Genomic DNA, 26,397 nt, shown 5'->3' on the forward strand with positions numbered 1-26,397 from the left:
GTGCAAATCCCCCTGTTACGTCCGCTTGGGCGCGTGTTTCTACGCTCACGCCGATGCGGTCTGGTTCTTACGTGCTAGGTTGAGGCGAGCGCCCACGAGCTTGAGCGTGACGCAGGTGCCCTCACCAGGCTTGGACACGACCTCGACGCCCGAGCCAGCGTCAAAGAAGCGCTCAATGCGCTCGGCGACGTTGCGCAGGGCCATGCCCGTGCCCTTCTGCCCCGACGCGCCCATGGTAGCGGGCTTCTCGAGCAGACGATTTGCCACCTCCTGGGTCATTCCAAGACCATCGTCGGCGACGGCAATAAGAATATCATCACCGTCGGCCGCCACGTGAATGTCAATATTCAATGGGCCGGTGTCCCTCATGGCGTGGCGAACGGCGTTCTCCACGATGGGCTGCACCAGGAAGGACGGCACCGGCAGCGCCTCGCAGCCAGGCTCCACGTGCTCGCTCTCCACGATGCGGCTCTCGCCGAAGCGGGCCTTCTCGATGGTGAGGTAGCGACGGGTCTGCTCAAGCTCCTGCTCAAGCGGGATGAGCGTCTTCTCGGAGCTCTCCAGCGTGCGGCGGTAGAACATGGAGAAGGCGCGCAGCACGTCGCGGGCCTTCATGGGGTCCGTGCGGCAGAGAGACGCAATGGTGTTGAGCGTGTTGAACAGAAAGTGCGGGTTGATCTGCGCCTGCAGGGCCTTGACCTCGGCGCGGGCCGTGAGCTCGGCCTGCAGGTCAAGCTCGTAGGCAGAGAGCTGCGTGGAGAGAAGCGAGCCCAGGCCCTGGCCAATAGCCAGCTGCGTGCGGTCGATGTCCAGGTCACGAGCGTAGTAGAACTTGACCGTGCCCACGGCCTTGTCCTGCACCAGCAGGGGGACCACCACGCCGTAGGTGCGGTCGCCGCGGCGGCCGATGGGGCCAAGGCGGCGGATGTCCTTGCCATCCTCCTTGTCCACCGCAACAAAGGTCTCCATGCGCTTGCTCTCGAGCACCTCAAGGGTGGAGCGGGCGTTCTCGGAGCCGGCGACAAAGGCCGGGTCGACGGTTCCCGCGCAAGCCAGGACATGCGTCTTGTTGGTAATGGCTATGCCCGTGGCGTTTGTCTCGGGCAGGAGAAGCGCGCATATGGCCTGGGCGTTGTCGGCCGTGAGGCCGCCGCGCAGGTGCTCCAGCGTGCCCACCGCCACGCGCAGGGTACGCTCGGTTGCCTCGGAGCGGGAGTCGTCCGGGACCAGATTGACGGTGCCCACCAGCACAAAGCAAAGGGCCGCCACCACGCCAACGAAAATCGCCACGTAGACGTTGCCAACGGAGATTCCCCACGCCAGCACCAGCATAGATGCCCCAAGGACGGCGGCGAGAAGGGCGTTTGTCCCCCTGACCGACCGCTGGGTGGTTATTCTCATAGGTCTCCTCCAAGGTTGCCGGAGATGTCGGCAGAGATGCCGCCAGAGAGATCCGCCGGCGTGACTTTCTGCAGGATGGGAGCCACCTCGCCGGTCTTGAGGATGGCCGCCTTGAGGTAGCGGTCCTCCCAGAGCGAGGCCATGATGCCGGACCAGGCCATGGCAAACGAGAGGTAGCGTGCAGAGGCCGTGCGCGCGTACCGCTCCGCCTCGTGTCGGCCGCGCGTGAGAATGCGCAGGTAGGCAAGGCGGTCCGGACCCGTGAGCATGCGACGGTACGCCGTCTTGAAGACGCGCTGACGCACCTCGGGAAAGACCCACGGCGCCGGATAGGGCATGAGGGACTCGCGCGTTATGGTGCGCAGGTCTCGCCGCGCGTTGAGCGCCTCGAGCTTGCGGTACTCGTAGAGCCAGCGATAGGCGTCCTGCATGAAGAGCGAGGGGCCGCTGGCGGTCTCCTCGGGCGGCTGGCTGCGGACGCTCCAGGCGTTGTCAAACCAGACGTCAAGGCCAAAGGCGCGCAGGTCAAAGACATAGTCAAGGTCTTCTCCGCGCGTGATGTAGGGGTCAAACGGCACGCGGGCAAAGGCCTCCGCGTGAAGCGCGCAGCAGCCTCCGCACATGTGGTTTGACCGCGAGAAGCGCGTGGCCGAGAGCATGCGCTCCATGACCTTGGTGAACTCGCCCGCCTTTGACCAGTAGCGCTCCGACCAGGCCGTGCTCGGATGCGGCAGCGCGGAGCCGGACGCGTCCACAAAGTAGCCGCTCTTGGCGCTGATGTGCTGGCCCTGGCGGTTGAGCGAACCCAGGCCGTAGACCGCGTTGAGAAGAAAGTCCTGGTCAAGGACAACGTTGTCGTCATCAAGGAAGACCACCACGTCATGGCCCATGATGGCGGCCACCGCAAGGCCCAGGTTCTTGATGGCGCCGTAGCCGCGGAGGGCCACGGCCTCCCCCACCACGTTGGGCAGCATCCGCCCTACGGCGTTGGTGACATGGGCCGCCTCCTGCTGGCCAATGACCAGCGGGTTCAGGTCCTCGTGCGCGCGGCAGATGGAGTTCACGCGGGCGCGGGCGGACTCCTCACAGGACGGGGGCGCCACCACCAGAACGATGACCCTGATGATGCCGCGCACCTGCTCCAGCGACGAGAGGCACAGCTCAAGCTCCGGGAGCGGCTTGCCGATGGGCGTGGCGTAGTCATAGACGCCCGGCTTTCCCAGGCCGTCGGGCTGTGCGCCCTCGGTCCAGTACGACGGTATGACCACGACGGGGTTCACGTTTGCAGCCTTTCTGCTCTAGTACGCCAAGCCCATGCCGGGCAGGCGGAAGGTCTTGAGGCGCTCTCTGTAGGCGGCGCGGACATCCTCCTCAAAGGCCAGAGGCGCGTCTGCCCGACCCATGAGGTCCAGCAGATAGCGCGTGAAGTCAGGGTTGAGCGGGAGCAGCGGGCCAATGAGCCACGTTGCCATGAGGTTGTTCTTGCGGAAGCCCTCGAGCTTGGTGCCCTTGTTGAGGCCAAAGCCCACCTCGTCGTGGCAGAAGAAGCCCGTCTGATTGTGGCCCTCCACCTGGGTGAACTGGATCTTGAAGCCGACGACCTTGATGGACTGCTGGCCGGGAGCGGGCACAAAGTCGCCGATGACGACGTCGTGGTAGCGCTCCGGCATGTTGCGGTGGGTCACAAAGTCGAGGATGCCCAGGCCGCAGACCTCGGAGCCGTCGGGGTTCACGATCTTGCTTCCCAGGACCTCGGGCGCGCTGCCGGTGAAGAGCATGGGCACGCCGGCGTCCACCAGCTCGTTCAGGCGGTCGCGGTAGGGCATCAAAAGCTCAATGGTCTTCTCCTGCTGCGCCTCGGACATGCCGCAGAGAAGGACCAGCGAGGGCACGTGCTCCGCAAAGTACGGCACGTCATCATGGCTGGTCTCCACAAATGTGGCGTCAGGCAGGCAGGCGCGCAGGTACATGGCGTTGCCGTTGTCGCCGGCCTGGTTGGCGTACTCCGGATAGAGAACCTCGACGATGGTCTTGCCGGCGCTATCGGGCATCTGCGGCCTCCTTGATCTTCTGAGCCACAAGCGTGCGGCTCTTCTCCACGTCAGGCCCGTTGTAGATGTCAAAGGCCCAGAAGACGGAGTCGACGCCGCTGGGGTCCACGGCCGTGGCGGCCTGCTCGGGGGTCTCCACCATGGTGAGCTTGTCCGGGTCAATGCCGGCCAGGCGCAGGCGCGGCAGCAGGTCGGGGTTGGTAGCGCCCTGGACCACCACCTGCTTGATGCTGGGGTCCTTGAGGTACTCAAAGTCGGTCTGGTAGTACCAGCCTATGTACTCGGTCTCCTTGGGGTTGGCGGCCTTGTGCGCATCGGCCAGCATGACCACGACGGCCTTGCTGCCGGGCTCCTTGCGGATGGTGTCGAGCGCCACGGACGTGGCCGTGCTGTTCTCGCCCTTTGAGGCCACGGCCACCAGGCGCTTGCCGTCAGCCTCCTCCTCGGTGTAGCGAAGGGCCGTCACGTTGATGCCGCGCTCCAGCGAGGCACCAATGGCCTCGGCAGAAAGGCCCAGCTCACGGGCCACAACAACGGTGGAGAAGAGATTGTACAGGTTGGTGATGGAGTAGTTGCCATAGCGATAGGTGTGCGTGGGCGCGCCCTCGTGCGAGCGCTCGCAGACGGTGAAGGTATGGGCCTCGCGGTCAAGCGCGGTGAGCTCGTAGTCAGGCTCGGGGTTGGTGAAACCGCAGCTCTTGCATGTTGCATGGCCCAGGTGGCGCAGGTGGCAGTAGTCGTACTCAAGCTTGCCACCGCAGACGGGGCAGGCCGTGAGGTCGCAGACAATGCCCTGGGGCTCGGCGGTGTCGTCGGCCAGGCGGCCGATGGAGTAGTAGACGCGGTTGGCGTCCTGCGGCGCCAGGCGGCAGGAGATGAGGTCGTCCGCGTTGAGCACCAGCTTGGTCTTGGGGCTCACGTAGTGGCTCATCACGTTGAAGATGAAGTCCGGGTTGGCGTTGCGGCTGAAGGAGTCACGATAGAGGTTGGTCACCAGGATGACGTCGGGCGTCAGGTACGGCAGGACCTTGCGGAAGGAGAGCTCGTCCAGCTCCATGACGGCCATGTCCTTCTTGGCACCACCGGACATGGTTGCGTTCCTGATGAGCGTGGACTGGATGCCGTTTGCCACGTTGCCGCCAGCCCTGTTGTTGACCACCTCGTACCCGTTGTCAGCGAGAAGGTCGTTCAGCAGGTTGTTGGTGGTGGTCTTGCCGTTGGTGCCAGAGACGCACACCACGGTCTTGGGCCGCGGCACGTCGGCGAGGATCTGCGGGTCGACCTTCTCGGCAATCACGCCCGGGAGCTGGCCGCCGTTGCGGTGCGCTGCCGTGAGCGCGGCCTGGGTTGCCTTGGCGGCAGCCATGGCCAGCTGGTACCTGGGGCCGCGATGAGCATCAGCCATGTTCGTCCTTTCTTGCCGGCGCGGCCCGAGGGCCGTGGATAATCCATCAACTCTATCACGTTGGCATGCAGCCCCCGTGAGCGCTTCTCGCCTGACGTGCAGTCGCGGTTTGCATGTGCCTTTGGTCGGCGTGGCGCTCCGAAGCGTCCACTTTCACATGCAAACGGTGCCCTGGCGAGAAGAAAAACCGGGCCGGAAGCGGTTGGCTTCCGGCCCGGCCCGGGGGTGCGTCAGATCATGCAGCTAGCGCGCTTGCGTTGCTTACGCGTCGGCGTACATGGCCTTGAGCTTGAGAAGGTGCTGGTAGCGAGCCATGGCAGCCTCCTCGTTCTCCTTGAAGAGCTCCTGGGCGCGCTCGGGGAACTCGCGGGTGAGGCGGTTGTAGCGAGCCTCGTTCATCAGGAACTCCTGATAGCCGCCCGCCGGCTCCTTGGAGTCGAGGGAGAACTTCTTGCCCTCGGCGGCAGCCGGGTTGAAGCGATAGAGGTTCCAGTAGCCGCAGTCCACAGCCTTCTTCATCTCGAGCTGGCAGTTCTTCATGCCGCCCTTGATGGAGTGCATCTCGCAGGGGCTGTAGCCGATGATCAGGGACGGGCCGTCGTAGGCCTCGGCCTCCTGGATGGCCTTGAGCGTCTGGGCGGGGTTGGCACCCATGGCGACCTGGGCGACGTAGACGTAGCCGTAGGTCATGGCGATCTCAGCCAGGGTCTTCTTCTTGGTCACCTTGCCGGCGGCAGCAAACTGCGCGACCTGGCCGAGGTTAGAGGCCTTGGAGGCCTGGCCACCCGTGTTGGAGTAGACCTCGGTGTCAAAGACGAAGACGTTGACGTTGTGGTTGGAGGCAAGGACGTGGTCCAGGCCACCGAAGCCGATGTCGTAGGCCCAGCCGTCGCCGCCGAAGATCCAGAAGGACTTCTTGGTGAGGTAGGACTTGTCGGCCAGGACCGCCTTGGCGGCGTCGGAGCCGTTCTCCTCGAGCGCCTTGATGTACTCGGCAGCGGCGGTCTTGGAGCCCTCGGTGTCGTTGCGGTTGTCCAGCCAGGCCTGGGCGGCAGCCTTGAAGCCCTCGCTCACGCCGTCAGAGGCAATGAGGGCCTCGGTGTCGGAGACGAGCTTGTTCTGGACGGCCTTGTAGCCGACCTCGAAGCCAAGGCCGTGCTCGGCGTTGTCCTCGAAGAGGGAGTTGTTCCACGCCGGGCCGTGACCGCACTTGTTGACGGTGTACGGAGACGTAGCGGCCGGGTTGCCCCAAATGGAGGAGCAGCCGGTGGCGTTGGAGATGAACATGCGGTCGCCGCAGACCTGCGTGACGAGACGCGCGTAGCTGGTCTCGGCGCAGCCAGCGCAGGAGCCGGAGAACTCAAGCAGCGGCTGCTTGAACTGGGAGCCCTTGGTGTTGGCAGCGATGGCCTCGGGCTTCTCGGCAACCTTGGAGACGCAGTAGTCGAAGACGTCCTGCTCGGGCAGCTCGCCCTCGGTCGGGACCATGGTGAGGGCGTCCTTCGGGCAGGCGCTCACGCAGACGGAGCAGCCCATGCAGTCCAGCGGGGAGATGGCCAGGGTGAACTTCATGCCCTTGACCTTGGGGCCCATGGCGTCCAGGGTGCGCAGGTTCTCAGGCGCGGCAGCGACCTCCTCGTCGGTGAGGACGAACGGGCGGATCGTGGCGTGCGGGCACACGAAGGCGCAGCTGTTGCACTGGATGCACTTGGACTCGTCCCACTTCGGGACCATGACCGCGACGCCGCGCTTCTCGTAGGCAGAGGCACCCAGCTCCCACTGGCCGTCGACGTGCTCGGAGAAGGCGGAGACGGGCAGGGAATCGCCGTCCATGCGGTTGATGGGCTCGAGGAGCTCCTTGACCTGCTTGACGATGGCGGCACGACCCTCGAGCGTGAGCTCCTTGGGCTCGTCGGTGGCGGTGGCCCAGTCAGCGGGGACCTCGAACTTGTGGAAGGCGGTGGCGCCGGCGTCGATGGCCTTGTGGTTGGCGTCGACGATGGCCTGGCCCTTCTTCATGTAGGACTTGGTGGCCGCGTCCTTCATGTACTGGAGGGCCTCCTCGGCGGGCAGGACCTTGGCCAGGGCGAAGAAGGCAGACTGCAGCACGGTGTTGGTGCGCTTGCCCATGCCGACCTTGGCGGCCAGGTCAATGGCGTCGATGAGGTAGACGGTGATGTTGTTCTTGGCGATGTACTGCTTGGCCACGGCGGGCATGTGCTCCGCAAACTCCTCGTCGGACCACTGGCAGTTCACCAGGAAGGTGCCGCCCGGCTTGACGTCGCGGACCATCTTGAAGCCCTTGACGATGTAGGACGGGTTGTGGCAGGCCACGAAGTCGGCCTTGGTGACGTAGTACGGGGAGCGGATCGGGGAATCGCCGAAGCGCAGGTGAGAAACGGTCACGCCGCCAGTCTTCTTGGAGTCGTACTGGAAGTACGCCTGGACGTACTTGTCGGTGTGGTCGCCGATAATCTTGATGGAGTTCTTGTTGGCGCCAACGGTGCCGTCGCCGCCGAGGCCCCAGAACTTGCACTCGATGGTGCCGGGGGCAGCCGTGTTGGGAGCGTCCTCGGGCTCGGGCAGGGACAGGTTGGTGACGTCATCGACGATGCCGATGGTGAACTCGCGCTTGGGCTCGTCCTTCTTGAGCTCCTCGAAGACGGCGAAGGCAGACGCGGGAGGCGTGTCCTTGGAGCCGAGGCCGTAACGGCCGCCGGAGACGTGGATGTCGGTCTTGCCGGCCTCGTAGAGGGCGGAGACGACGTCCTGGTAGAGGGGCTCGCCAATGGAGCCGGGCTCCTTGGTGCGGTCCATGACGGCGATCTTCTTGACGGTCTCGGGGAGAACGTCGACGAAGTGCTTGATGGAGAACGGACGGAACAGGCGGACCTTCACGAGGCCGACCTTCTCGCCGTGGGCGTTGAGGTAGTCGATGACCTCCTCAAGGACGTCGCAGAAGGAGCCCATGCAGACGACGACGCGGTCGGCGTCGGGGGCGCCGTAGTAGTTGAACAGGCCGTAGTCGGTGCCGAGCTTCTCGTTGATCTTGCCCATGTACTTCTCGACGACGGCAGGCAGCTCGTCGTAGGCCTTGTTGCAGGCCTCACGGTGCTGGAAGAAGATGTCGCCGTTCTCGTGGGAGCCGCGGGCGTGCGGGTGCTCGGGGTTCAGCGCGTGATCGCGGAACTCCTGGACGGCCTCCATGTTGCACATGTCCTTGAGGTCCTCGTAGTCCCAGACGGCGACCTTCTGGATCTCGTGAGAAGTGCGGAAGCCATCAAAGAAGTTGAGGAACGGGACCTTGCCCTCGATGGCGGCGAGGTGAGCCACCGGAGAGAGGTCCATGACCTCCTGGACGTTGCCCTCGGCGAGCATGGCAAAGCCGGTCTGGCGGCAGGCCATGACGTCGGAGTGGTCGCCGAAGATGTTCAGAGCGTGGGAGGCGACGCAGCGGGCGGAAACGTGGAAGACGCCCGGCAGGCCCTCGCCCGCGATCTTGTACATGTTCGGGATCATCAGGAGCAGACCCTGAGAAGCCGTGTACGTGGTGGTCAGAGCGCCGGCGCCAAGGGAGCCGTGGACGGTGCCGGAGGCGCCAGCCTCAGACTCCATCTCGACGACGTTGACGGGCGTGCCGAAGATGTTCTTGCGGCCCTGAGCTGCCCACTGGTCGACGTGGTCGGCCATGGGGCTGGACGGCGTGATGGGGTAGATACCCGCAACCTCGGTGAACGCGTACGATACGTGCGCGGCCGCCTCGTTGCCGTCCATGGACTTGAACTTACGTCCCATATCCTCTCCTTCTTGAACTCCCTGGGCACCCCCATGGCCCCAGGCCGTTCTTGCTGGGCCCACGCAACCGATGGGTGGGCCGTCGCATTCAATCACACAGTCTACCCCGGCCGCAGTGGTATCGATACCAAGTTGTTGGGGCATTCCGCGACGTGGGCGTTTTTTCCCGCGGACGCGTTAACCTTGGCGAGAAGAACGCATGGTACGATACCTGCAAAACGCACCAATTAGGAGCCGCCGTGGCCACTCAGCTTCCCCCCAGACAGCGGGGACGTTCTTCTTGCCCAGGTAATGGGGACACCCTTGGGGGCGATGCCGCCCGTCGCCGAGACGAGCGCGCGGCAAGGCGGGCTTCTCGCCAGGCGGAGGCCGAGCGGCAGGCGAGGCTGCGCGGAAAGCTTGCGGCGGCGATGGTGGCGCTGGCCGTGATCGCGGGCGTTGGGGGCTCGTGCGCCCGCGGGGCGCGGGTTGCGCGCGAGGACGCCCTGGCGGCAGTGACCACGCAGGCGCGGCAGAGCGCGGGCGGCCTGGGCTGCGAGATGGTCCGCGGGGCGCGGGCGTTTGCGGCGGGCTACGTTCAGCCCACAAGCACGGCGACGTCCGAGTGGGCGGTCGGCAAGATGCCCTACCTTTACCAAATTGATGCCGCGTTTGCGGACGACCGATACAGTAACGGCCCCATCAGCCTGCAGGGATGCGGTCCGTTTGCGCTGGACATGGTCTACATTGACCTCACGGGAGACACATCCATGGGGCCTATTGAGATGGCTGCCTACGCCACCAGCAACGGATACTCGACCGATCGCAACGGCAGCGCATGGGCGCTCGTTGGCAGCGGCGCGGCGGGGCTGGGCCTCAAGAGCGAGGTGCTGGGCGCGTCCGCGAGCTCGCTGCGCGCGGCGCTCCAGGCCGGCAAGGACGCGATCTGCGTCATGGGGCCGGGCACGTTCACGCGCGTCGGGCACTTCATTGCGCTGGACGGGCTTGACGCCGACGGGCGGGCCATCGTGCACGACTCAAACAGCTACCTGCGCAGCCACCGGAGCTGGGACCTTAACCTCATCGTCAGCGAGATGAGCTGCGCCTGGGCGCTCTCCGTGGCGTAGGCCCGGGTCGGAGTTGAGGACGGGGCCAGGGCCGTGTCCGCAGGCTAGCGGCGCTTGTCCATGGACTCCAGAAGGCGGACGTAGTCCTTGGTCAGGCGCTCGCCGATGGAGCCGGCGGCATCGGTGGCGCAGATGATGCCGTGCTCGTCGGAGGCAAGAAACACCTCGGCAGGGGACGCGGCGCCGGAGGCAACGTCGTCAAGCAGGTCGGCCTGGCGAGAGAGCGGCAGACCGACGGTCTTGGCCAGGTCCTCTACCAGTGAAGATGCGCCAGAGAGGCTCTGACCTGGGGCAACGCCCGCAACCAGGCAGCCATCTCGGACGGCCCAGAGGGTCTCCGGCGCGACGCCCGTCTCGTCCGCCTCCTGCTGCGCGGCGGTTGCGCGGTCAACGAGGCCCGAGGCGGTCATGGCGGCAAGCGGCTCGTACGGGCCGACGGTCATGGCTGCCTGGCCCTCCTCGTCAACGATGAGCATGAGCACGCCGTTGGGGTTTTCTGCCGAACCCTCGCGCAGGGTCCACTCAACGTGCTGCTTTGCCCACGCGATGAGCTGGGGAGAGACGGGCTCGTCGTCCAGAACGCGACGGCTCAGCGCGCGCAGGTGACGGTTCTCGAGCGGCAGGCGGCCGGACGCCAGGCGCCAGCGGCACACCAACGCCGGGGTCCCAAGCTTGAAATTCCTCATCTCGGCACTGCCGACGTTCACGTCACCCATGGTCTTCTCCCCTTCTGCGGACGGCCTCTGTAGCGTACCCCATCGGGAAGCGGCTGAAACCGGCGGCGCCGGGCGTCAGAGCGCGGAAGGCAGCCAGTCGAGCAGAGCCGCGAGCGGGCCGAGGCGGACATCCGCAAGGGACTGATCAAGTTCGGGAGCACTTGGCGGCATAACGGCGCAAACCGTCGCATCAGCCTCGTGAGCTGCGCGAATGCCAAACGGCGAGTCCTCGACCACAAGCGTGCGGCACGGGTTGACGCCCAGCCGGCGCATGGCCGCAAGGTAGATGTCGGGCGCCGGTTTGTTTGCAGCGCAGTCCTCTCCGGAAAGCGTCGCGTCAAAGGCGCTGGCCAAATTCAGCTGCTCAAGAAAGCCATCGATGACCCAGCGCGGGCCAGCAGAGGCGAGGCCGGTTTTGAGGCCCAGAGCGCGACACGCCTGAAGGACCTCGCGCATGCGGGGAACGCACAGCTGGGCATAGGGCACCGGATCGTTGGCAAAGCGAGAGCGAAACCGCCGGTAGAGAGCCTCGCGTTTAGCCGGGTCATCGGGCACTGCGGTTTTCCAGATGACCTCGTTGTTTGAGCCGTAAAAGCTGGGAAACGCAGAGTCGTCAATGCCAACCTCAGCAAAGAACTCGCGCCGGCGGCGGTCGTAGAAGGGCTCGGTATCAACCAGAACGCCGTCTTTGTCAAAGATGATTGCCTCGTAGCGCACAGGACCTCCCCTTTTGCTTAATTTGCAAGGCTCGTATGCGCAGCCGGGGCGCCTTCTGGCCCAAAGTCTGCACAGAAGTGGCCTTCGTGTGAGCGATTTGGCTTCGGCTGCGCAGAAGTGCCCTTCGTGCGAGCCCCTTTCTGGGGGCCTTACCCGAAGACCTCAAGCAGTATGCATTTCCGGTAGAGCGTAACTGGCCTTATGCCTGAAAATATTCATTGCCAAATTTATATGGCTTTAAAACCCAAGAACCAGGCTCACACCAAGGCCACTTCTGCGCAGCCGAAGCCAAATCGCTCACACGAAGGCCCGTTCTGCACAAGGCATAAGCCAGCGGCGCCCGCGGCAGACACCCAAACGCCCGCCGCGGCGCCGCGGGCAGCTATTTCTCGAGCTGCTTGGCAAGCATGATGGAAAGAATTGCCTCGTCAGTGGTGGCAAAACCCTCGCGGACGAGCTTACCCGTGTGGCTGATGGTGTCCTCGGCGTCTTCAAAGACAATGCCCTCAAGACTGGACGGCTGAATGTCTGCCAGCGCCAGCGTCGAGGAGGTAATGGCAGCGTTGGTACCTGCGGCAATCTTCAGCGCGCACGTGGCCTTGGCGCCATCGCAGATCATTCCCTGGAGCGTGGCGAGCATGTTGTTGATTGCGCACTTTATCTCAGGAAGGTTACCTCCCTGCAGGTAGGTCATGCCACAGCAAGAGCCTGTGCCGCCCGCAATACCGCTTCCGCACAGGGGAGAAAGGCGCCCCATGTACTCCTTGATGTGCATGACCACCAAGAACGACATGACAAGCGCGCGAGCAAGGTCCTCGTCGGAGGAACCCAGGGCGCGTCCCAGCTCGATGATGGGAAGACTGCTGGCCAGGCCCTGGTTTCCGGAGCCCGCGCACGTCATGACGGAAAGCGGACACCCGCCCATGCGGGCATCGGAGGCGGCGGCCGTGGCAGAAATCAGACGCAGGGAGAGGTTGTTGAGCAGCACGCCGCGCGCATTTGACCCGGCGCTCATGCGGCGGCCGACCTCCAGGCCGTAGCTGTTACGCAGGCCCTCCTCGCTCACGCGAGTGTTCATCGGCACGCAATCAAGCACAAACTTGATGTCCTCAAAGGGCACGGTGGTCGCAAACTCGTAGATGCCGTCCACGGTGAGGCCGGTGCCGCCGTCGGCATCGCCGGCGCCGACGGAGATGGGCTTGTCCACCAGGATCTCGCCGTTCTTCTCCACGCGCACGACGTTGGTGTGGTCGCGGCAGACAATGACGCGGGAGGTGTCCGTTCCATCCGTAAGCAGGGCCTCAATGTAGAGCGCCTCTGGCGTGGCCTTCTGCTCGACGTGCACCACGTGGGCCTCTACCAGCTCCTTTGCAGCCGCCAGCTGCTCAGGCGAGAAGCCCTGCAGCACCTCGAGCCGCTTCTCGGACTGCTTGACCACGGCGCCAAGCGCAGCAGCGATCTCAATGCCCACCATGCCGGTCCCGGGGATGCCCACGCCCAGCGCGTTCTTGATGATGTTGGCGGACAGCTTGAGCCGCACGTCGGTGGCGTCGGCGCCCAGCTGCTCGGCCGCAAGAGAGACGGCAAACGCCACGGCCACAGGCTCGGTGCACCCCTCGGCCGGAACGACCTCCTTCTTGAGGAGCCCGATGTAGTCGACCATGTTGATCCTCCCAGTCTAGGCGGACAGCTCTACCAGCGCCTCAAGCGCCGCCTCATAAATATCCGTCGCTTTGGATATATTCTCAAGCATAACGTGCTCGTCGACGCCGTGCGCTCCGGTGTGAGTGCCTGGAAGTTTGGGGCCAAACGCCACCAGCGCGGGCAAGAGGCTGGCGTAGGTGCCACCCGCCATGACCGACGTCGTTCCCGGCTCTCCCGTCACCCGCTCGTACGCGGCGAGAAGCGCCTGCACGCAGGGGTCGTCCTCCGGGACCAGATGCAGCTGCTTGCTCATGGCCACCCTCACGTCCCAGCGAGCCCCCAAGGCCCCTCGCAGCCGAGAAACAACCTCGTCCTCGCTAATGCCAGAGCCAAAGCGCACGTCAAGCTCAATGCGCACGCGCCGTCCCTGCGCCTCAAGAACGCCTAGGTTAACGGACGTGTGTCCAAACTCATCGTCGGGCACGTCAATGCCAAGCGCCGCGCCAGTCAGGTCTCGACAGAACAGCTGCTCAAACAGGCAGATGACGTCGCCGCTGACCTCGGGCGTGCCCGCAAGCTCGCGAAGCAGCTTGCAGATGGCGTTTTGCCCCCGCTCCGGCGTTGAGCCATGCGCGCTTTTTCCGCTGGTCAGCATCATTGTGCCGTCAGGCAGCGTGGCCCGCGCGGAATCCGGCACCACGTTTGCAGCGGTGCCGCCGCTGATGCTCAAACCCACGGGCAGGTCGACGTCATCGCAGGTCAGCACCAAGTGAAGCCGCGCCTTCTCGCCGCGCACAAGGGGAAACGTCGCATCAGGCACAAACCCCAGGGAAGGCAGCTCGCAGCCCGAATCAACGTACTCGCGCAGGTCAGACATGCCGGTTTCTTCATCTGTTCCAAAGATGATGCGAATCCTGCAGGGAAGCCCGGTGGCCGCCCTCGCACGCTCCCACAGCTCCCCCACGAGCTCGATCATGACCGCGGCACCAATCTTGTTGTCCATGCAGCCGCGGCCGTAGAGCATGCCGTCCTCGACCTGCGCCCCGTACGGGTCGCGCGTCCAGCCGGCACCAGCGGGAACAACGTCCAGGTGCACGGGAAACGCCACCAGCGGGCCGTCCTCCCCCACCTCGGCAATCCCAACCTTCTGTCCCAGCCGAGAAGTTCGCATTCCCCTGGACTCGCACTCCAAGAGAGCCCGGCAAAGCGCCAACTCGCACCCCTCGCCGTACGGGGCCCCAGGCGCGGGCGCGGCGTGCTCCGTGTTGATGCGCACCAGGTCGCGCAGTAGCGAGAGAATCCTCTCGTCGCGAAGCTCCTGCGAAAGGGCCCAGCACGGACGAGGGGCGGCCATGCTACTCGCCGTCCTTTGCGTTGGCCGCGGCGTCGGCGCGGCAGGCCTCGGCGCCCGAGGGGTCGCCGTCCTTCTTGGGGGTGAAGACGAGCTCGCAGATGTCGTCGCCGCGACCGATCTGGTTGGCAAAGTGCAGGTTGACGCCAGCGCAGTCGGCACGGGCAAAGTCGCTGTAGCAGGCAAGGCGGCAAAGCTCGGCCACACGCTCGGCGGGCAGCCCCATGGCCTTCCAGGTGTGCGCAAGCGGGCAGAAGTGGAACTTCAGCACGCCGCGCTCGTCGGACTTCTCGGCGAGCTCCATCTCAAAGACGTCCTGGCCGTTGCTGCCGTAGAGCATCTCGGCCATCTTGCCGGGGTTGCCCTCGCAGACGCCGTACTTCTTGCCGCGGCCAAGGCCAAACTTGTAGATGGTGTCCTCGCAGAACTCGTCCGGATCGATGCCGTGCTTCTCGGCCTCCTCGAGCATGAGGGCAAACCACTGGGCGCGGGTGCCGTTGGCGCCGCGGACGTCGGTCAGAAACTCGTCGCGAGTAAAGGTCTGCTTGTCAGACATATCTATCCTCTCCATAAAACAAAGCGCAGGTAACGCTTGTTGTTTTGTGTCAATCAGACGAGAAGGGCCCGGCCGCTCCCAGCGTGGCCGGGCCCAGGGAAGGCACTGCCTAGAGGGCAAAGACGCCGAGGAAGGCGCCGATGATGGAGGCGCAGATGAGGATGATCAGGCAGCGGGTGATCGTCCACTTCTTGCGCTTGATGCCCCAGAAGACAAAGAACACTGCGGCCAGGGGAAGCAGGCCAGGGGCGATTGCGTCCAGGGTCGTCTGCAGCTGGACGGTCTTGTCGCCAAAGGTCCAGGCAAGCGGGGTGCTGACCTTCACGATGCTGGCGGACAGGGCGCCCATCATGAACATGCCCACGATAGAGGCGCAGTCGATGATCTTGTTGATGATGCCGCCGGAGAGGATCTTCTGGATGGACTCCTTGCCCAGCTTGTAGCCAAGGCCAAAGAGGAAGCGGGCCTCGCAGAACGTGATGACGGCAAAGGCGATGGGGAAGACCACGCCCACGGCGTTGCCGGTGGTGGCAAAAGAGGCGCCCAGGGCAAAGAGGATGGTCTGGATGGTGCCGAAGTCAAGGGTGTCGCCGATGCCAGCAAGCGGGCCCATGAGGCCGGTCTTGATGCCGGTGATCATCTCGTCAGGGATGTCGGAGCCCATGGCCTTCTGCTCCTCCATGGCGAGCACGGTGCCGTGGATGAGGCAGCCCCAGTTGGCCTGCGTGTTGAAGAAGCCCAGGTGGCGCTTGATGGCGGCCTCGAGGTCCTCGTCATTGGGGTAGAGCTTGCGGAGCACGGGGGCAAAAGAGGAGGCAACGGCCAGGGCCTGCATACGCTCGAAGGAGTTGGAAAGCTCGGCCGTCCAGATCCAGCGCAGGAACACGCCGTTGACGTCCTTCTCGGACAGCAGGCGCTCCTGCTCCTTCTTCTCGCCGTCCAGGTCCTTGGCAAAGTTCAGGCCGTCGAAGGCCTTCTCGTCGCCCATGAACATGATGAGAAGGGCCATGCAGATGCCAAAGATGGCGGCAGCCATGGTCGGGATCTGCAGGTACTTGACCAGGAAGAAGCCGATGATGAAGAGCGGCAGGTACTTCATCTTGCCGATCATGAAGATCGTGGTGGCAAAGCCCAGGGCGGGCAGCATGCCGCCCATGACGTTGAAGCCGGTGAGCAGCCACGCGGGCATGACGTTCAGCATGGCGGTCACGAAGTCGGCACCAAAGTAGTTGATGACGAACATCAGCGGGAAGCGAATGATGAATCCCAGGATGAACGGGTAGGTGGTGGCGCAGCGCCAGACCTTCTTGACGTCGGCCTCATCGGCGGCCTTGTCGGCCCAGTGGACAAACACGGCGTTGACGGTACGGCGCAGGTTGTTCACGAAGACGCCGAGGACGCCCAGCGGCACGGCGATGGAGACGGCCACCTCAGGGGTCACGCCGGTCTGGATGGCGATGGGCACGGCAATAAGCGCGGCAAAGACTCGGTCGGACGGGATGTTGCCGCCGGCGGCGACCATGCCCAGGTAGACCATCTCGATGCTGCCGCCGGTGATGAGGCCGGTCTCGAGGTTGCCGGTGAGCGCGCCCAGGACGGTGCCCACCACGATGGGGGACTTGAGCGTCTGGATCCACGAGTATCCCGCGAGGGACGCGGCAAACCAGAACCACAGTCCGCCGACAAGGGCGAAGAACAGGTTGAGTTGCATGGTTGCTCCTTAGGAGTTGTACTTCTTGAGGGCGTCGGCGAGGGTCATTCCGGCCTCCTCGGGGACGACCTGCAGGGTGATCTGGCATCCGGCGTCGGCCATGTGCGTGAGGTCTGCGACGTCGGCGTCGTTGAGCGCGACGGCCTGGAAGACAATCTTTCGGCCAGCCTCGGCGGGCACGCCGCCCAGCTGCAGGTTCTTGAGCTCAAGACCGGCATCCATGGCCTTGCGGGCCATCTGGATGCTCTTGAAGAGCAGAAAGACGTTGCCGGAGCCCAGGTCGTCTGCCTGGTAGGCGCGGGCGGTGTCCTCGGCGGACTTGATGTCAACGTCGACGCCGCTCGGAGCGGCCATCTTGTAGATGTCCACCATGAAGCTGTCCTGGGCCAGGACGTCGTCAACGATCAAGATCATCTGCGCCGCGGCGATCTTGGACCACTTGGTGATGACCTGGCCGTGGATGAGACGGTGGTCAACGCGCGCAAACGTGATGTTGGGCATAAAACCTTCTTGTCTTGCGCCGGCTACTTGCCGAGCAGCTGGTTGATGTTCTTGACGCCCTGGACAGCCGCCTCCTGGCAGGAGGCCTGAAGCTCCTCGGCCGAGCTGGCGGTGTCTCGCGACGAGAGCGCCTCGATGAACATGGGAAGGTTCACCCCAGACAGCACCCGGTAGCTCCTCTCGCGCAAGTTCATGCTCGCGACGTTGCACGGGCTGCCGCCAAGAAGGTCGGTCAGCACGAGGACGCCGTCCCCGGTGTCCACGCGGTCAAGCGCGGCGAGAAACGCAGCGTTGAGGTCGTTGACGTTGTCCTCGCGGCGCAGGGAGAGCGTCTCCACCTGCGTCACGGGTCCCGTGATGAGCTCGGCCGCGTCCACGATCCCCTCGCTGAGCGCGCCGTGCGTCATGACGATGATTCCGACCATGAATCCCTCCCCTGGGTCAGGTCCTTGTGACTCTTGTGTCAAACGGATGGTGAGCTGCTGTGCACCGCATCTCGAGCCGCATTTTTCTGACGCGCCGCTCGACTGTCAACGAGGACCGGCCAGCGGTCGATTTTGCCGATTTTCTGGCTTGTAACCGTTGAGGACGAGCGGCTGGTATATGCTTAAGTGTTCCTAATTTGCTCTAAATGGACGGTTTTCTCGCTTTAGCACAATTTGCCTACTCGGTTACGCCCTATTGTTTTCTTCGGTTTTGCGCAATATACTGGTTTTGTGCAAAGTCGAGGATGGAAGGGAGAACCGCACTTGAAGGTCAAGAACGCACCTCTCAAACCCGAGGATTATTTCCCAAGACTATCTGACCGGATGTTACCGAGTCTCCTCAATTCCTACAAAATTCTTGAGTTCGAGGGCGTGCGCGGCTGCGGCAAAACCTACACGTGCCTGTCCGTCGCGCAGACCATCACTCATGCAGACGAGAAGACCATCGTGCTGCCGCTCATTCAGTCAGACCCCCGCCTGGCCATATCGGGAGCCCGGCCACACGTCATCGACGAGTGGCAGACCGTGCCGGAGCTCCAGGAGCTTGCCTACCGCGAGGCCGAGGCCACGGGAAGCCTGCTTCTCACCACCTCGCTGCGCCCCGGGTCTCCAGAGCCTTACGTGAGGTCCCACGCAAGCGCCGCCGCCCACATCCGCATGCGGACGCTCTCCCTCTTTGAGCTCGGCCTCTCAAACGCAAGCGTCTCGCTTGCCGGACTTCTGGATGGGCGCTTTGACCCCATGGCCAAGAACGTGTCCATAGGGACCATCGCCTCATATATATGTAAGGGAGGCTGGCCGTTTGCCAGAGAGACCGACCCCGCACGGGCCTTGGAGCTGGCTGGCCGTCACGTCAGGGACATCGTGGCCACAGACGTGACCGCAATGGGCAAGAAGCCCTCCACGGCACAGGATGTCCTTGCCTCGACGGCCGGGTGCGAGGGCGACTTCACCTACGCCCGCATCGCACAGGCCATGGAAGCCCACGGCGCCAAGCCGCCCTCAAGGAACACCCTCACTGCCTACCTGGGAGTTCTGGAGCGGCTCTACCTTGTAGAGCGCCTTAATGGCTGGGCGGCTCCAGTCCGCGCCACCTCGCGCGTCAAGGTCAAGCCCCGCTACCTGCCCTGCGACCCAAGCGTCGGCGTCTTTGCCTGCGGGCTGAACGAGAGAGGCCTGCTCAGGGACGCCTCGGTCTTCTCGCGAGCGCTGAAGTCGATGGCACTCAGAGACCTTCTGGTCTATGCCGGCGCGCTGGAGCCCGGAGTTGAGCCACAGGTGCGCTACTACGCGGACTCCGACGGGCTTGAGGTTGACTTTGTTCTTCTCCTGGCGGACGGCCGCTGGGCGGCAATTAACGTCGAGATTGGAGAGGCGCAGGTCAAGGACTCAATCAAGCGGCTCCAGCGTCTCTGCAAGAAAGTGCGCAATGGCGGCACCTTGGGTGAGCCGGCCTTCTGCGCCGTCATTCTTGCCAGCACTGACCGGCCTCGCAGGGACGCGGCCACGGGCACGTTCGTCTTTTCTCTCACAACCTTTGGCGCATAGGAGAACCCATGGCTTTGCAGCATCAAGGCGGCAGCCCTACCTATAGGCCGTTTGAGAAGGAGGACCTTGAGGTCGCGGCGGAGCTGTTCTACCAGCAGTGGGGCACGGAGGCCGGAGAGCGGCTGGGCAGGCTGGATGCACAGGTCAACCTGTGCAACTATCTCATGGACGCAGACTGGGGCCTTGTCGCCGAGGGTGCGGGCGGCGAGCTTCTGGGCGTTCTTCTCGCAGAGACCGGCTCCCAGCCGGCCGCCACACTCGGCGCATGGCGCACCAGGCGAGAAGAGCTTCTTGCCCAGGTTGCACCAGGCGCCACCTTTGGCCGCGAGGTCTGCCGGGTTGAGGCCGAGGAGCTAGCGCTCTCGCAGCGGTTCCGCGCCGCGGCGGACGCGAGTGGACGCCCGGAGGCAGCGGCGGAGTTCAAGCTCCTGATTGTGAGCCCGGCTGCCCGCGGGCTGGGCGTCGGCGGCGGCCTCGTGAGCCGTGGCGAGGACCATCTTGCGCAGACGGGAGCCACTGGTTATTACCTCATCACGGACGACACCTGTGACGTGGGGTTTTACGACCACTTAGGCCTTTCTCGCCTGGTGGCGGAAGCCTCGGCGGCGGAGCCCGGAATCAATCTTTATGTCTATGGCAAGGAGCTCTAGATGCCTGAAGTCACAAGCGCCGGCCCCGTGCGCGGGCGCTTTGCCCCCACGCCGTCCGGACGCATGCACCTGGGCAACGTCTTCTCGGCCCTGATGGCGTGGCTGTCCGTGCGCAGCGTGGGCGGAACGCTGGTCCTGCGCATCGAGGACCTCGACCCGCGCGCCCAGCGCCGCGAGGTGGCCGAGCTCCTCATGCGCGACCTCGAGTGGCTGGGCCTCACCTGGGACGAGGGTCCGTACTTTCAGAGCGAGCGCACGGCCATCTACCGGGCTGCCGTTGACAAGCTGACCGCCCAGGGGCTCACGTACCCGTGCTTTTGCACCCGCGCGGAGCTCCATGCGGCAAGCGCGCCGCACGCGTCCGACGGCACCTACCTCTACCAGGGAACTTGTCGCAATCTGAGCGCCGAGGAGATTTCGAGAAGAGCAGCCCTCCGGCCGCCGGCGACGCGCCTCAAGGTGCCGCCGGCAAACGACCCGGCAGGCACCGTCACCTGGACTGACCTGGCCTTTGGCCCTCAAACCGAGGTGCTGGCCCAGGAATGCGGGGACTTTCTCGTGCGGCGCAGCGACGGCGTCTTTGCCTACCAGTTGGCCGTCGTGGTCGACGACTGCCTGATGGGCGTCAACCAGGTTGTTCGCGGATCAGACCTGCTGGGATCCTCCGCGAGACAGACCTACCTGGCACGCCTGCTGGGCTACGAGCCGCCGACGTTTGGCCACGTCCCCCTGCTGGTGGCACCTGACGGGCGGCGCCTCTCCAAGAGGGACCGCGACCTTGATTTGGGTGGCCTGCGCGAGGCGGGCCTGAGCCCCAGCGGAATCATCGGCGCGCTTGCCTCGATGGCCGGCCTCGTGCCCGCAGGCACCGTGGCCACGCCCGAGGAGCTCATCCCCGCGTTCAGCTGGCAGAAGCTGGCCGACCGGATTGCCTCCAAGGGAGAAGACATCGTGGTCACGGACGGTTTTCTGGCAGAGGGTTCAAGCTAACCCTTGTGGCCGCGGGCATTTGTGAGGTATGATTCCAAAGCACCAAATTTGGAGAGCTGACCGAGAGGCCGAAGGTGCTCGCCTGCTAAGCGAGTATTCCCCCTAAGGGAATCTGGGGTTCGAATCCCCAGCTCTCCGCCAGATTGTTCAACCCGCCCTGCCAGCCAGGGCGGGTTTTCTTTTGTTGATGAGCCGCCTATCTGCAGCGCTACCATTCGCTATCACACTTCCTTCATATTTAGAAATCCTCATTGACAGATGGAGGAAGTAACGGCATTATAAATAACCGCACGCGGCGTTACCTCAGCTGGATAGAGGACCTGACTACGAATCAGGGCGTCATAGGTTCGAATCCTATACGCCGCACCACGCAAACTAAGAGGCTCCTTCGGGAGCCTCTTTTTTTGTTGCCTTTCGGCAGGCGATAAGCACGCGCCCCCTCGCAAACGCCCCTACCCTACCGGCCGGTAATGAATGCCCGAGGTATCTCCCACCCCCATGTACGCGTAGGGCACGCCCTGCGCATCGCAACGGTCCATGAGGTCAACCAGGGCATTCTCCTCTCCACTGGCAAACTCCGTCAGGGCGGCCGCGGCATCGCCGCCAGGACGCCCCAGCGTCGCGGCCAGCCCCTCAAGCGCCGCCACGTCAAAGATCATCCTCGCCGTGTGCGAAGACTCCCCGTACGCAATGAAACAGCTCTTACCGGCAACGATCTCCTCAAGCGCCAACGCTCCAGACTCCTGAGAGCCAACCCGCATCACACGCACGTCCCCCGCCGACTCAAACCGAGCAACCTCCCGCATAGTGCCCCTTCCGTCTTCCCATTTTGGGATATTCTATCACAAGAATAGAACGCTTGTTCTTGTCTACTGGCCAGGTTCTTCAGGGCGCAGGTTCGGCTGCTCCAACTCTGCTGGCGTAGAATCATCAGTCAAAGTGGCGTAAAACGCTCAGTCAGGTTGGCGTAAAATCATCAGTCAAATTGGCGTAAAACGCTTAGTGACGCAGGTAGAGAGGCATTTTTATGACTGTCGGCACATTGGCTCCCAAAGGCTACAGGCCTCGACTCATAGAGCCGAAGCTGGACTCTCTGATGCAGGCGTTTGGCTGCGTTGAAATCAACGGTCCAAAGTGGTGCGGCAAGACTTGGACGGCCATGACCCGAGCCGCCAGCATGACTAGACTTGATTCCCCCTCTGACCGCGACGCCGCTCGTCTCGATCCGTCCCTCGCCCTCATTGGTCAGAAGCCCCATCTTGTTGATGAGTGGCAGGAGGTCCCCGAAGTCTGGGATGCCGCCCGCCGCGCCGTTGATGCATCAGGAAACGAGCGCGGAATGCTGCTGCTCACGGGCTCAACGGCATTGAACCCCAGTGATCGTCCAAAAGTCCACCATTCGGGCACGGGGCGCATCGCACGTCTCTCAATGCTGCCCATGACCCTCTTTGAGACCGGTGATTCATGCGGCGAGGTGTCTCTCGCCCCCCTGTTTGAAGGCAAGCCCCTCAGCCCGACCCGTCGCGAGACCGGTCTTCAAGAGGTAGCTAGCTGGTGTTGCAGAGGCGGCTGGCCCGCAAACCTTGGCATCAATGACGCCTCTGCGCAAGAGACCGCAGCTCAGTACATTCAGTCCTTAACCGACGTCAACGTCATGGAGGATGGGCGCTCTCCAGAGACTGCAATGGCGCTGATGAGTGCCCTTGCGCTCAATCTCAGCCAGGCGGCAACCATTAAGACCTTGTCAAAAGACATGGGTGCGGAGAATGCCCTCAGCCAGAACACCATCAACGAGTACCTTGAGCTACTGAATCGTCTTAAGGTTACCGAGCAGCTAAATGGTTGGGAGCCACCGATGCGCTCCAAGGCACGCGTTCGCATCAAGCCAAAGAGGTACTTCTGCGATCCGTCTCTTGCCGCGGCCCTTCTGGGCGCCACGCCCGACCGCCTTATGCGCGACACCCAGACACTCGGAATGCTCTTCGAGAACCTGGTCATTCGCGACCTGCGCGTCTTCCTCTCAACCTATAGGGGCCTTGGCAGCACCCTGCACTACTACCGCGACGAGAAGGGCCTCGAGGTGGACGTCATTGTTGAACACGCTGGTCGTTGGGCCGGCATCGAGGTCAAGCTCAGTGACACCAAGGCCGATGACGCCGCTCGCAACCTCCTTGCTCTGAAGAGGAAAGTCACCTCAAACCCTGCGGCCCAAAACGCAGAACCTGCCTTCCTGGCGGTAATCGTAGGCAGAGGCGCGCTCGCCTACACTCGCGATGACGGCGTCATGGTCATCCCTGCCGCAACGTTGACGGCGTAGGGCGGCCGAGTCACGCCCCACGCCGTCAACGTTACTTGCCAGCTCAAACTCAATGGCACCTGTCGTAGTAGACCTTCACGTCTTCAAATTGTTGGAAATACTCAAGCCGTGCCCTCACCGCTTGGGCAACGTTACGTCTCATTCGTTCGCCCACCGATTCTTCATTAGGAAACTCGCTGCTTCGATAGACAAAAGATATCTATTCAACAGGCAAATACCTAACAAGAGCCGCCACGTTTGGCAAACCAGCTATAGAAAAGAGGGATCTAAAGCGAGGCGTGCAAAAAAAATTGCTTCGATTTCCGATGTGCATAAACGACTGCAGCCAATTGACGTTCTCTGAGTCTATTTCGTTCTTCCCGAGTTTCGAAACATCTGCGCACACAACGAGCGACTCTATTGCGCACTCAGGAAGAGCGCGGATTTTGGCGAAATGCTTACCCTTCTTTCACTGGTCATTCCACGCGAGAACGTGAGAGCGCTACGAATCGGCCTCAATTCCCTCCTTGAGGATTATTGCGGGCGCGCTCCCAAAGAAGTTCTGTCGGCACTCAGCGGAGCAGCCTCAAAACTCACTTCTGCCGATACCTGAGCAATCGCCGTTTGCATGTGAAGTTGAACGGTGGCCGCCGACTGAACGACCACTTTCACATGCAAACAGCGGGGAGTACACAGGGCGGCCGAATAATCGGTCGGAAATTCGTTGAAGTATCAGAGAAACCGCAGGTCACACGGCAACGGATTCGTGGAACTCGGGCGTTTCCTACCGTTTTTTTGATAGGCAACGCCCGGCCGACGGAGATGACGGCCACGGCAACAAAAAAAAACGGCGCCCGCACGAGGATGTGCGGGCGCCGTTGGCGTTGCGGGTCTGGCGAAAAGTGCAGCTACTAGGACCTGCGAATCATCTCGGTTACGAGGGCGGCCACCTGGGCGGCCTGGGCGGGGTTGACGCGCTCGATGACGTCGGCCGGGGTGCCGGAGAGCGCCTTCATGCCGCTGGGGTCAACACCGGTGATGGTGATGGAGCGCACGTGGGCGCGCATAGACGGCGTGGCGTCGGTACTGCCCCACTCGTGCTCCGCCTGGGCAAGACCAATGTGCAGGTCAGCGGCGGTGCGGGCGAGGCTCCTCACCATGCGGCGGTCCGCTCGGCGAGAATTGATGATGCCCTCGCGCGTGAACACGGTGAGCTCGCCGGCGCCGACGGCATCAATGTTGATCACAAACGCGCCGCGGATCTGCTTGCGGTGCTGGGCCAGGAAGGCCTTCATGCCCGCGTGGCCGAGGCCGCTGGCGCCCAGGCCCACGAACCAGATGTCGTGGCAGAGAAGAGCGTCGTCGTTCATGGCCAGTACGGCGTCGCGCAGGTCCTCGTCGGTGGGGGCTGCGGCGCCGGAGTCCGCGGGGTTCTCGCCGGCAGGGGCGTCTGCGGCGGAGACAAACTCGGGGGCCGCGCCGGGCGTGCCGGCCACGGCAGCCTCGGCGGCGGCGTCGGCAGGGGCGGCCTCGTCCTCGACGAGCCTCAAGCCGGCGCGGGTGGTGGCGCCGCCCTTCCAGCCGCCGTCCTCGTCGCCCCAGTTCTCGTCATCGGTGATGCCGAGCCAATCCTCGCGCTGGTCGTCGGCCTCGGCGGCGCCCTTGTGACCAAACGGCAGGTTGATCTTGGGCAGCTTGAAGCCGCCAAAGCGGTGCTTGCCCTGGGCGGGCTTGCCCTGGGCAGCGTCAAAGCTGCCGGCGGAGATGGTGCCAAAGGACTGCGCGGGGGCCGCAGGCTGCTGCGGTGCGGGAGCCGGAGCGGGCACTGCGGACGGGCGACGGACCGTGGACGGCTGAGCGGGAGCCTGGGTCACAACCTGGCCGCGCGGGTCCGTGGCAAACGGGTCCATGGACTCCTCGCCCGGGTTGGGCAGATCAAACAGGGAGGCGCGGCGCGCGGGGTTGGGAGCCTGCGGGCGGAAGCTGGTGTGGCCCCACTCCGGGTCCTCGGGAGCGGCCGGGCGCTGGCGCTGCGCGGGAGCCGTGGGCTGGGTGGCGTCGGCGTCGCCCATGGCGGTGAGACCCGCGGCATCGCCGTCGCCGGCCTGCGCGGGCTCGGCGTCAGAGACGAGGTTGAAGCGGCCGGTGGCCGTGAGGTCCTCGCCCGTCACGACGGGGACCTCTGCCGTGGCGCCGAGCTCGGGCTCCGCCGGAGCGGCCGGAGCGGCGGCCGTCACATCGGCCTCGACCGGCTGGAAGCTCGCGGTCTGGCCGGCGCCGGCGGCCTCGGCGGCCTCGGCGGCCTGCTCTGCGGCTGTGGCGGCAACCTCCTCGGCAGGCACCTGCTCCATGACGTCGGTCTTGTACTCAATCTGGCAGTCCTCGGGGAGCATGCCCAAGCTGCGAAGGACGTCGGCGCCGTGGCGCACGCCCTCAACGGGCACGGGACGCCACTGGGGCTCGGCGGGAACGAACGGGGCCGCGGCAACCGTGGCGCCGGCGTCGGGCGCGCCCTGGGCAGCGGCCGCAAAGTCCGCGGGATTCTCGCCAGCAGCGCCGTCTACGGCGGAGGCGTCGTCATAGGAGGAGACGGCGTCAAAGGCGGGCTCGGCGGGCACCCAGTCGGCGGGGTCCTCGTTTGCGGGGTAGGCGCTCTGCTCGCCGGAGGGGCGGACGTTCTCAAGGATGCCCAGCATGGCGGCCACGCCGGTCTTGTTGTCGTTTGCGCCCTCGGTGCTGAGCGTGAAGAGCTCCACAATGCCGGTAACGGCAAGGAGCAGAAGCGGCAGCGCAGCGATGAGGCCGACGACCCACAGGATGCGGCGGAAGACCTCGGGCAGGAAGGCCATGATCTGGAAGAGGGTAGCCACGGCCACGGCCAGCACGCACCACTTGCTGAAGCGCCAGGCCATGGGCAGGTACGGCGCGAGGGGCGTGGAGTAGACGGGGTTCTCGTGCGGGGTGTCGTAGTGGGCGACGATGACGATGGGGCGGACGCCCTTCTGGACCAGCGGGCCCTCGCCCTTGTGGAAGGCAACCACGTTCTGGCTGCGCGCGGAGGGGCCGAGCTTCTCCACAAAGTCATTGCCCAGGTAGCGAGCCACAAAGGCCGCCATGGGGAGCGCCACCAGCACAAAGCCGATGACGGTCAGCGGCACGGCGCCAATGCCCACCAGCAGCATGCCCACAAAGAGCATGGCAAACAAAATCTGATCCATGACGCCGCCAAAGGCCTTGGCGTCAAACTCCTCGATGGAAGGCTCCACGCCGTGTCGGCGCATGATGTCCGCGATGGTCTGTGCGGCCTGGTACTCCTCCTGGCTGTTTGCCGGAGCAATCCCGACGTTCTGGTCGAGCTGGTCCAGGTAGTCATGTGTCATGGCCATGCTGTGCGTCCTTTTGGTAAGTCTCTGATGCGTTTGGTGCGTTGCTGCATACAATCTAGACAGTATACGGCTTATGGTGCAGATTCGT

Annotated in this window: 20 protein-coding genes and 2 tRNA genes; 7 read left to right on the plus strand and 15 right to left on the minus strand. The window is 64.1% G+C overall.

Annotation, left to right across the window (positions count from 1 at the left end):
• Nucleotides 1-45: 45 nt before the first annotated feature.
• From DXV50_RS08360 to nifJ, 5 genes are all read right to left on the minus strand, one after another.
• The gene (locus DXV50_RS08360; RefSeq protein ID WP_117205757.1) at nucleotides 46-1,401 is read right to left on the minus strand and encodes a sensor histidine kinase; all 1,356 of its coding nucleotides are present in this window, start codon (nucleotides 1,399-1,401) and stop codon (nucleotides 46-48) included.
• On the minus strand, nucleotides 1,398-2,681 hold the full coding sequence (locus DXV50_RS08365; RefSeq protein WP_198666449.1) for a glycosyltransferase family 2 protein: 1,284 nt from the start codon (nucleotides 2,679-2,681) through the stop codon (nucleotides 1,398-1,400). The genes DXV50_RS08360 and DXV50_RS08365 overlap by 4 nt, the downstream gene beginning before the upstream one ends.
• An 18-nt stretch (nucleotides 2,682-2,699) precedes the next feature.
• Entirely contained in the window at nucleotides 2,700-3,452 is a 753-nt protein-coding gene (locus DXV50_RS08370) for a glutamine amidotransferase (RefSeq protein WP_117205758.1), read from the minus strand.
• Nucleotides 3,442-4,857 carry a MurT ligase domain-containing protein gene (locus tag DXV50_RS08375; protein WP_117205759.1) on the minus strand — a complete coding sequence of 472 codons (1,416 nt, stop codon included), beginning with the start codon at nucleotides 4,855-4,857 and terminating at the stop codon, nucleotides 3,442-3,444. The genes DXV50_RS08370 and DXV50_RS08375 overlap by 11 nt, the downstream gene beginning before the upstream one ends.
• Nucleotides 4,858-5,118: 261 nt before the next feature.
• Complete coding sequence (gene nifJ / locus DXV50_RS08380; protein WP_117205760.1) at nucleotides 5,119-8,652, minus strand: pyruvate:ferredoxin (flavodoxin) oxidoreductase; 3,534 nt, start codon at nucleotides 8,650-8,652, stop codon at nucleotides 5,119-5,121.
• A gap of 239 nt (nucleotides 8,653-8,891) precedes the next feature.
• Here nifJ and DXV50_RS08385 point away from each other — a divergent pair, with 239 nt between their 5' ends.
• Nucleotides 8,892-9,758, plus strand: coding sequence for a C39 family peptidase (locus tag DXV50_RS08385; RefSeq protein WP_147556706.1), 867 nt, complete (start codon nucleotides 8,892-8,894; stop codon nucleotides 9,756-9,758).
• Nucleotides 9,759-9,802: 44 nt separating this feature from the next.
• Here the strand turns inward: DXV50_RS08385 and DXV50_RS08390 are convergent, their stop codons facing one another.
• The 8 genes from DXV50_RS08390 to DXV50_RS08425 all read right to left on the minus strand — a co-directional run bounded on the left by DXV50_RS08390 (nucleotide 9,803) and on the right by DXV50_RS08425 (nucleotide 17,379).
• Entirely contained in the window at nucleotides 9,803-10,474 is a 672-nt protein-coding gene (locus DXV50_RS08390; protein WP_232817493.1) for a hypothetical protein, read from the minus strand.
• Nucleotides 10,475-10,549: 75 nt separating this feature from the next.
• Nucleotides 10,550-11,191, minus strand: a complete 642-nt coding sequence (locus tag DXV50_RS08395) for an HAD family hydrolase (protein ID WP_157966995.1) — start codon at nucleotides 11,189-11,191, stop codon at nucleotides 10,550-10,552.
• 382 nt (nucleotides 11,192-11,573) lie between these two features.
• Entirely contained in the window at nucleotides 11,574-12,854 is a 1,281-nt protein-coding gene (locus DXV50_RS08400) for an L-cysteine desulfidase family protein (protein ID WP_117205763.1), read from the minus strand.
• Between the two features lie 15 nt (nucleotides 12,855-12,869).
• Entirely contained in the window at nucleotides 12,870-14,189 is a 1,320-nt protein-coding gene (locus DXV50_RS08405) for a M20/M25/M40 family metallo-hydrolase (protein ID WP_117205764.1), read from the minus strand.
• Nucleotide 14,190: 1 nt separating this feature from the next.
• The gene (locus DXV50_RS08410; RefSeq protein ID WP_117205765.1) at nucleotides 14,191-14,742 is read right to left on the minus strand and encodes an L-2-amino-thiazoline-4-carboxylic acid hydrolase; all 552 of its coding nucleotides are present in this window, start codon (nucleotides 14,740-14,742) and stop codon (nucleotides 14,191-14,193) included.
• Nucleotides 14,743-14,851: 109 nt separating this feature from the next.
• Entirely contained in the window at nucleotides 14,852-16,453 is a 1,602-nt protein-coding gene (locus DXV50_RS09745) for a PTS system mannose/fructose/sorbose family transporter subunit IID (protein WP_198666450.1), read from the minus strand.
• 9 nt (nucleotides 16,454-16,462) lie between these two features.
• Nucleotides 16,463-16,954 (minus strand): PTS sugar transporter subunit IIB, encoded by a 492-nt coding sequence (locus DXV50_RS08420; RefSeq protein WP_117205766.1) that lies wholly within the window; start codon nucleotides 16,952-16,954, stop codon nucleotides 16,463-16,465.
• Between the two features lie 23 nt (nucleotides 16,955-16,977).
• The gene (locus tag DXV50_RS08425) at nucleotides 16,978-17,379 is read right to left on the minus strand and encodes a PTS sugar transporter subunit IIA (RefSeq protein ID WP_117205767.1); all 402 of its coding nucleotides are present in this window, start codon (nucleotides 17,377-17,379) and stop codon (nucleotides 16,978-16,980) included.
• Nucleotides 17,380-17,763: 384 nt separating this feature from the next.
• Here DXV50_RS08425 and DXV50_RS08430 point away from each other — a divergent pair, with 384 nt between their 5' ends.
• The 5 genes from DXV50_RS08430 (at nucleotide 17,764) to DXV50_RS08450 (ending at nucleotide 20,996) form a co-directional block, all read left to right on the plus strand.
• Nucleotides 17,764-18,987, plus strand: a complete 1,224-nt coding sequence (locus DXV50_RS08430) for an ATP-binding protein (protein WP_117205768.1) — start codon at nucleotides 17,764-17,766, stop codon at nucleotides 18,985-18,987.
• A gap of 8 nt (nucleotides 18,988-18,995) precedes the next feature.
• Entirely contained in the window at nucleotides 18,996-19,637 is a 642-nt protein-coding gene (locus DXV50_RS08435; RefSeq protein WP_117205769.1) for a hypothetical protein, read from the plus strand.
• On the plus strand, nucleotides 19,638-20,627 hold the full coding sequence (gene gluQRS / locus DXV50_RS08440) for a tRNA glutamyl-Q(34) synthetase GluQRS (protein WP_117205770.1): 990 nt from the start codon (nucleotides 19,638-19,640) through the stop codon (nucleotides 20,625-20,627).
• Between the two features lie 50 nt (nucleotides 20,628-20,677).
• Nucleotides 20,678-20,768, plus strand: a tRNA-Ser gene (locus DXV50_RS08445).
• A gap of 151 nt (nucleotides 20,769-20,919) precedes the next feature.
• Nucleotides 20,920-20,996: transfer RNA gene (locus tag DXV50_RS08450), tRNA-Arg, on the plus strand.
• Nucleotides 20,997-21,079: 83 nt separating this feature from the next.
• Here DXV50_RS08450 and DXV50_RS08455 read toward each other — a convergent pair.
• Complete coding sequence (locus tag DXV50_RS08455) at nucleotides 21,080-21,358, minus strand: hypothetical protein (RefSeq protein ID WP_147556707.1); 279 nt, start codon at nucleotides 21,356-21,358, stop codon at nucleotides 21,080-21,082.
• A 296-nt stretch (nucleotides 21,359-21,654) separates the two neighbouring features.
• Here DXV50_RS08455 and DXV50_RS08460 point away from each other — a divergent pair, with 296 nt between their 5' ends.
• Nucleotides 21,655-22,944, plus strand: a complete 1,290-nt coding sequence (locus tag DXV50_RS08460; RefSeq protein WP_117205772.1) for an ATP-binding protein — start codon at nucleotides 21,655-21,657, stop codon at nucleotides 22,942-22,944.
• Nucleotides 22,945-23,834: 890 nt separating this feature from the next.
• Here the strand turns inward: DXV50_RS08460 and DXV50_RS08465 are convergent.
• Nucleotides 23,835-26,309 carry a M28 family peptidase gene (locus DXV50_RS08465; RefSeq protein ID WP_147556708.1) on the minus strand — a complete coding sequence of 825 codons (2,475 nt, stop codon included), beginning with the start codon at nucleotides 26,307-26,309 and terminating at the stop codon, nucleotides 23,835-23,837.
• Nucleotides 26,310-26,397 lie beyond the last annotated feature (88 nt).

Origin of the sequence: Paratractidigestivibacter faecalis, assembly GCF_003416765.1 — a bacterium.
GTDB lineage: Bacteria > Actinomycetota > Coriobacteriia > Coriobacteriales > Atopobiaceae > Paratractidigestivibacter > Paratractidigestivibacter faecalis.